Below are 5,172 nucleotides of genomic sequence, written 5' to 3' on the forward strand. Positions count from 1 at the left end.
GTAACCAGAATGCCTTTGTTTTTTTATTTGTATCACTTTCTCAATTCTCTGCAGCGAACGGAAAGGTTCAGATGGGAAGAAAAAGTAAAAAAGATGGAGGGCATACAATGAAATTAAAAGATTGTGATAAGAGTGCCGACGAAATTAAGGCGTTAGTAAAAAAGTATATGATTGATACGTACGAACGTTATGATTTTGTTTGCGAATACGCCAAGGACATGTATTTATATGATGATAAAGGGAATGGGTATCTTGATTTTTATGGTGGAATCGCTGTAAACAGTGCCGGAAATTGCAATGAAAGAGTGGTGGCCGCTGTTCGTGACCAGGTTGGTGATGTAGTACATACATTCAACTATCCGTATACGATTCCCCAGGCGCTATTAGCTGAAAAGATTTGCAATCTTTTAGGATTTGAGAAGATATTTTATCAGAGTACCGGGACTGAAGCGAATGAAGCAATGATTAAGATGGCAAGAAAATATGGCGTCGAAAAATACGGAGAAAATCATTATCATATCATAACAGCCAAACATGGCTTTCATGGACGTACCTATGGGGCATTATCGGCTACAGGTCAACCGGATAATGCCTGCCAAATTGGCTTTAAACCGATGCTGCCGGGATTTTCTTATGCGGATTTTAATGATCTTGCTTCTTTTGAAAAACAAATTACCAACGATACGATTGCGATTATGATCGAACCGATGCAGGGCGAGGGTGGTGTTAGGCCGGCTACAAAAGAATTTATGCTGGGGCTGCGTAAACTATGTGATGAGCGGGGCTTGCTCCTGCTGTTTGATGAAGTGCAGACCGGCTGGTGCCGCACCGGCGAAATTATGGCATTTATGCATTACGGTATCAAGCCGGATATTTTATCAATGGCAAAGGCCATGGGCGGCGGGATGCCTATTTCGGCTATTGTAACGACAAGGGAGGTATCTAGGGCTTTTTCAATGGGAGCTCATGGAACTACGTATGGCGGCAATCCTGTATGCTGTGCGGCTGCATTTGCCGAAATCAAGGAAATGTTGGATCGTGATTTAGCGGAAAATGCAAAAAAAACGGGCGAATATTTCATGAAAAAACTGGCGGCCTTGCCGCATGTTAAGGAAGTACGCGGTAAGGGGCTATTGGTCGGTGTGGAGTATGATCTGCCGATCGGGCTGGCGGTAAAGCATAGTTGCTTTGACCAAAAACTTTTGGTTACGTTGATTGGTGACCGTATTATCCGCATGATTCCACCGTTGATTGTAACAGATAAAGAGTGCGATCAGGCTTTCGATATTTTGAAAAAAGCAACAGAAATGGCCTTGGCAACTTCGACCTATAGAAATGCCGTTTAAAGGGGAAATAGGAAATGGTTCTACCGACAGATAAAAGCAGCCTTTTAGCAAATCTTTCACCGAATGATCAGCATTTCTTGGTTGTTGATTCCCATACAATGGGTGAACCGACACGCATTATTTTACATGGGTTTCCCCCGATTCTGGGTGATACCATGATGGAGAAAAAACATTATGCGGCTACTTATCTGGATTCTCTTCGCCGCGCTTTGATTTTGGAACCACGCGGTCACGCCGGTATGTTTGGTGCGGTTCTTATGGAACCGGTGCAGACCGGCCTGGCCGATACCGGTGTCATATTTATGGACAGCGGCGGCTATTTAAATATGTGCGGTCATGGATCTATTGGCGTAGCAACTGTTTTAGTTGACCAAAAACTGATTTCAGTACAGGAACCCTATACAACTGCTGTTTTGGAAACGCCTTCCGGCCTTGTGCAGACGGAAGTAAAAGTATCTGACGGCAAAGCGCAAGAGGTTACACTGACCAATCTTCCCTGCTTTTTGTATAAGGAGAATGTTGAAATTTCTCTGGAAAGATTTGCAAGTGTTTTTGTGGATGTTGCTTTTGGCGGTAATTTTTTTGCTTTAGTAAACGCAGATGCTCTGGGAATTAATTTGGTGGAAGGACAATTGCCCGCTCTGGTGCAAACCGGGATGGAGATTTTGGATAAAGTAAACGCCGCGATTTCTGTTTCCCATCCCTATTTAGATATTACATCGGTGGATTTAGTTGAATTCTACGGAAAATCGTTAAACCCCAAAGCGTCATTAAAAAATGTAGTTGTATTTGGTGATCGCCAAGTAGATCGGTCGCCGTGCGGAACCGGATCGAGTGCAAAAGTAGCGGCCTTATATAAGAAAGGCAAGCTGAAGCTTAATGAGGAGTTTGTTTATGAGAGTATTACAGGCTCTTTATTCCGGGCGAAAGTTTGGAAAGAAACGCGGGCTGGCGAATTTGATGCAGTCATTCCCAAAATTACCGGCAGTGCATATATAACGGGAATACATGAAATGATCTTGAATTCAAACGATCCATTTAAATATGGATTCCGGTTACATGAAATATAAGGAGATCTGTAAAATGGGAGAGCAGCGATATGTTTATCCCCTAAAACAGCATATTGGCGTACCGAGCGAATGCGTAGTACAAGTCGGACAGAGCGTCAAAAAGGGGAGCCTGCTGGCGCGAATTCCCACCGGATGTTTGTCGGCAAATTTGCATTCAAGCGTATATGGCGAAGTAGTTGCGATTACAGAGACAGCGATAGAAATTCAGGCAACCGCGCAGCAGCCGGATGAATTTGTTCCGATTGACGGTTGCTCGGTTCGGGAACTGATAGAAAATGCCGGGATTGTCGGCATGGGGGGCGCAGGATTTCCCACCCATGTGAAATTAGGGGTGCCATTGGAAAAAGGCGGTTGCGTGATTGTGAATGCTGCCGAGTGTGAGCCGATCCTTTCCCATAATATTACTCGTATTGAAAAAATGCCCGATCTGTTATATCGAGGGCTGTTATATGCAATGGAGACAGTAGAAGCCAAACAGGGAATCATCGCTATAAAGGCAAAACATGAAACAGCGATTCAGTACTTAAAGGATGTCATCGGGTCAGACGATAGAATTAAGATTGCTTTACTGCCCGACTTGTACCCTATGGGAGAAGAACGTGCAATTCTACGGGAAACATTAGGCATTTTGCTTAAACCGGGACAATTGCCGCTTGCTGCCAATACTGTCGTCGTGAATGCGGAGACTACATGCCGTATTGCCGAAGCGGTAGAGTTGAAAAAGCCTTGTATCTGTAAAGATGTTACGATTGCCGGCGTGCTGCGAGGTAATCCTGAGCAGATTTATCTGGATGTCCCATTGGGAACACTGGTCGAAAATCTGCTTGAACGTAGCGGTGGAACAGAACACGACTATGGAGAAATTCTTATGGGCGGTCCCTTTACGGGATACGCAACGGAACTCGGCGTTCCTGTTATAAAAACCAGCGGCGGCATTTTGGTTACGATGCCGTTTTTAAAGGAACAGCGTCCGATAGGATTGTTAGTATGTGCTTGCGGTGCCAGCCAAAAACGCATGGAAGAGATTGCTGCTCAGATGGAGGCGCCTATCGTCGCAATAGAAGCTTGTAAACAGGCCGAAGAAATGGGAAATGGAATGCTGAAATGCCGGAATCCGGGATGTTGTCCGGGGCAAGCCGAGACTGTGTTGAGATTAAAGAAAGCCGGTGCCAAAGTGCTGCTGATTGGGAATTGTACAGATTGTACCAATACTGTTATGGCGCTGGTGCCAAAATTGCACTTGCCGGTATATCACACAACAGATCATGTCTTACGTGCTGTACATAGTCCCTTGATACGAAAAATGAAATTGAGAGGCTAGATCAGTAAACTAAAACTCGCAAAAGGAAGTGTTCTTTATGTCTATTACAATGGAAACAGTACAGGCACATTTGAAGGATGCTGCTGTTTTATGCTGCTTAACCCGGCAAGGCACTGTCATCAGCCCGGCTGAGCTCGAAGATCCGGTTGTATTTGCCGACTTGGAAGACTCCGGCCTTTTGACTTTGGACGATCATGTTTTGACCATTGAAGAGGCGTTGGGGACCACGTTGAAGAAAGACTGTGACGGGCTTACGCCTTTGACGCCGGAACTTGTTGAGGGCCTTGCCGTTTCAATAAAGCATGAAAAAACGGCACCGCTTAAAGTGTCGGCGGCAAGCTCTATTCAGGTAAAAATTGAGAAGATGGAAGGCATTACTCTGGAACTGCCAATGGCGATGACGGACGTATTCAAAGGAAAGATGGGAATTGGCAAACCGGCTGAACCGCCTTGTGAAGATAAAGTGATTCGTACAGTAAAGCAAAGAGAATATGCTGTAAAAGAAGTTATTTTGGCGGACGAAACGAGCTATAAAGATGGCGTACTTTCAGTAAATCAGGACTTGATTGAACAAGCGACAGCGGTTGATCCCCTTGTAAAGGAAGTAAAAGTAACGATTGTTACGCCGGATAAACGTCATGTATATAGTAATACGATTATGGATGTTATTCCGGTTGCCACAAAGGTTGAGGGGAAAATTGGCACTGGAATTACCAATGTGCTGACGGGTGTCGTATTTGTATTGACGGGAATGGATGAAGCGGGTGTTCAGATTCATGAGTTTGGCTCTTGCGAAGGATATTTGGATGAAAAAATCCGCTATGGACGTCCGGGATGCCCGGACGCTGAAGATATTATGGTTTGCGTCGATGTCAAAATTGAGAAAAATACAGGGATGGAGCGGCGAGGACCGTTTGCGGCGCATTGTGCCGGTGATTATATCATCCAGGACATTCGCGAACATATCAAAGATTTGAGCGGACAAAGCTGTGTAGACGAGAAAACATATCAGGATGTCGATCGTAAAGGCCGCCCACGGGTGGTGTTAGTCAAAGAAATTATGGGGCAGGGAGCAATGCATGATAATCTGCTGGTGCCGACAGAACCGGCCGGTGTGAAGGGCGGGCATAAAAATGTAGACTTGGGCAATGTGCCGGTGGTGTTGTCCGCCAATGAAGTAAGAGACGGCGGAATTCATGCACTGGCGTGCATCGGTCCGGCAACTAAGGAAATTACCCGTCATTTCTTCCGTGAACCGCTGGTGAATGCGTTGGCGGACGATAAAGAACTGAATCTTGTCGGTGTTGTCTTTATTGGTTCACCCCAGGTTAACGATGAAAAATTATATGTTTCCGAGCGGTTAGGCGCTTTGGTCGAGACGATGGGTGTTGCAGGCGCTATTATTACGACGGAAGGGTTCGGCAACAATCATATC

At 45.3% G+C, this 5,172-nt stretch carries 4 protein-coding genes; all 4 read left to right on the forward strand.

The window, feature by feature from the left end; all coding sequences use genetic code 11:
• Positions 1 to 107 precede the first annotated feature (107 nt).
• Entirely contained in the window at positions 108 to 1,346 is a 1,239-nt protein-coding gene (locus ABFC84_15965; protein ID MEN6414235.1) for an acetylornithine/succinylornithine family transaminase, read from the forward strand.
• A gap of 14 nt (positions 1,347 to 1,360) precedes the next feature.
• On the forward strand, positions 1,361 to 2,416 hold the full coding sequence (locus ABFC84_15970) for a proline racemase family protein (GenBank protein ID MEN6414236.1): 1,056 nt from the start codon (positions 1,361 to 1,363) through the stop codon (positions 2,414 to 2,416).
• Positions 2,417 to 2,429: 13 nt separating this feature from the next.
• On the forward strand, positions 2,430 to 3,737 hold the full coding sequence (gene prdC / locus ABFC84_15975) for a proline reductase-associated electron transfer protein PrdC (GenBank protein ID MEN6414237.1): 1,308 nt from the start codon (positions 2,430 to 2,432) through the stop codon (positions 3,735 to 3,737).
• 37 nt (positions 3,738 to 3,774) lie between these two features.
• Positions 3,775 to 5,172: glycine/sarcosine/betaine reductase component B subunit (locus tag ABFC84_15980; GenBank protein ID MEN6414238.1), on the forward strand; the 1,398-nt coding region annotated here is incomplete at its 3' end.

The organism is Veillonellales bacterium (genome assembly GCA_039680175.1).
In the GTDB taxonomy this organism is placed as follows: domain Bacteria; phylum Bacillota; class Negativicutes; order JAAYSF01; family JAAYSF01; genus JBDKTO01.

Excerpts from the sequence above, each read along its gene's own strand:
- ABFC84_15965 (MEN6414235.1), top strand. The coding sequence starts at position 108 with ATGAAATTAAAAGATTGTGATAAGAGTGCCGACGAAATTAAGGCGTTA.
- ABFC84_15970 (MEN6414236.1), top strand. The coding sequence starts at position 1,361 with ATGGTTCTACCGACAGATAAAAGCAGCCTTTTAGCAAATCTTTCACCG.
- prdC (MEN6414237.1), top strand. The coding sequence starts at position 2,430 with ATGGGAGAGCAGCGATATGTTTATCCCCTAAAACAGCATATTGGCGTA.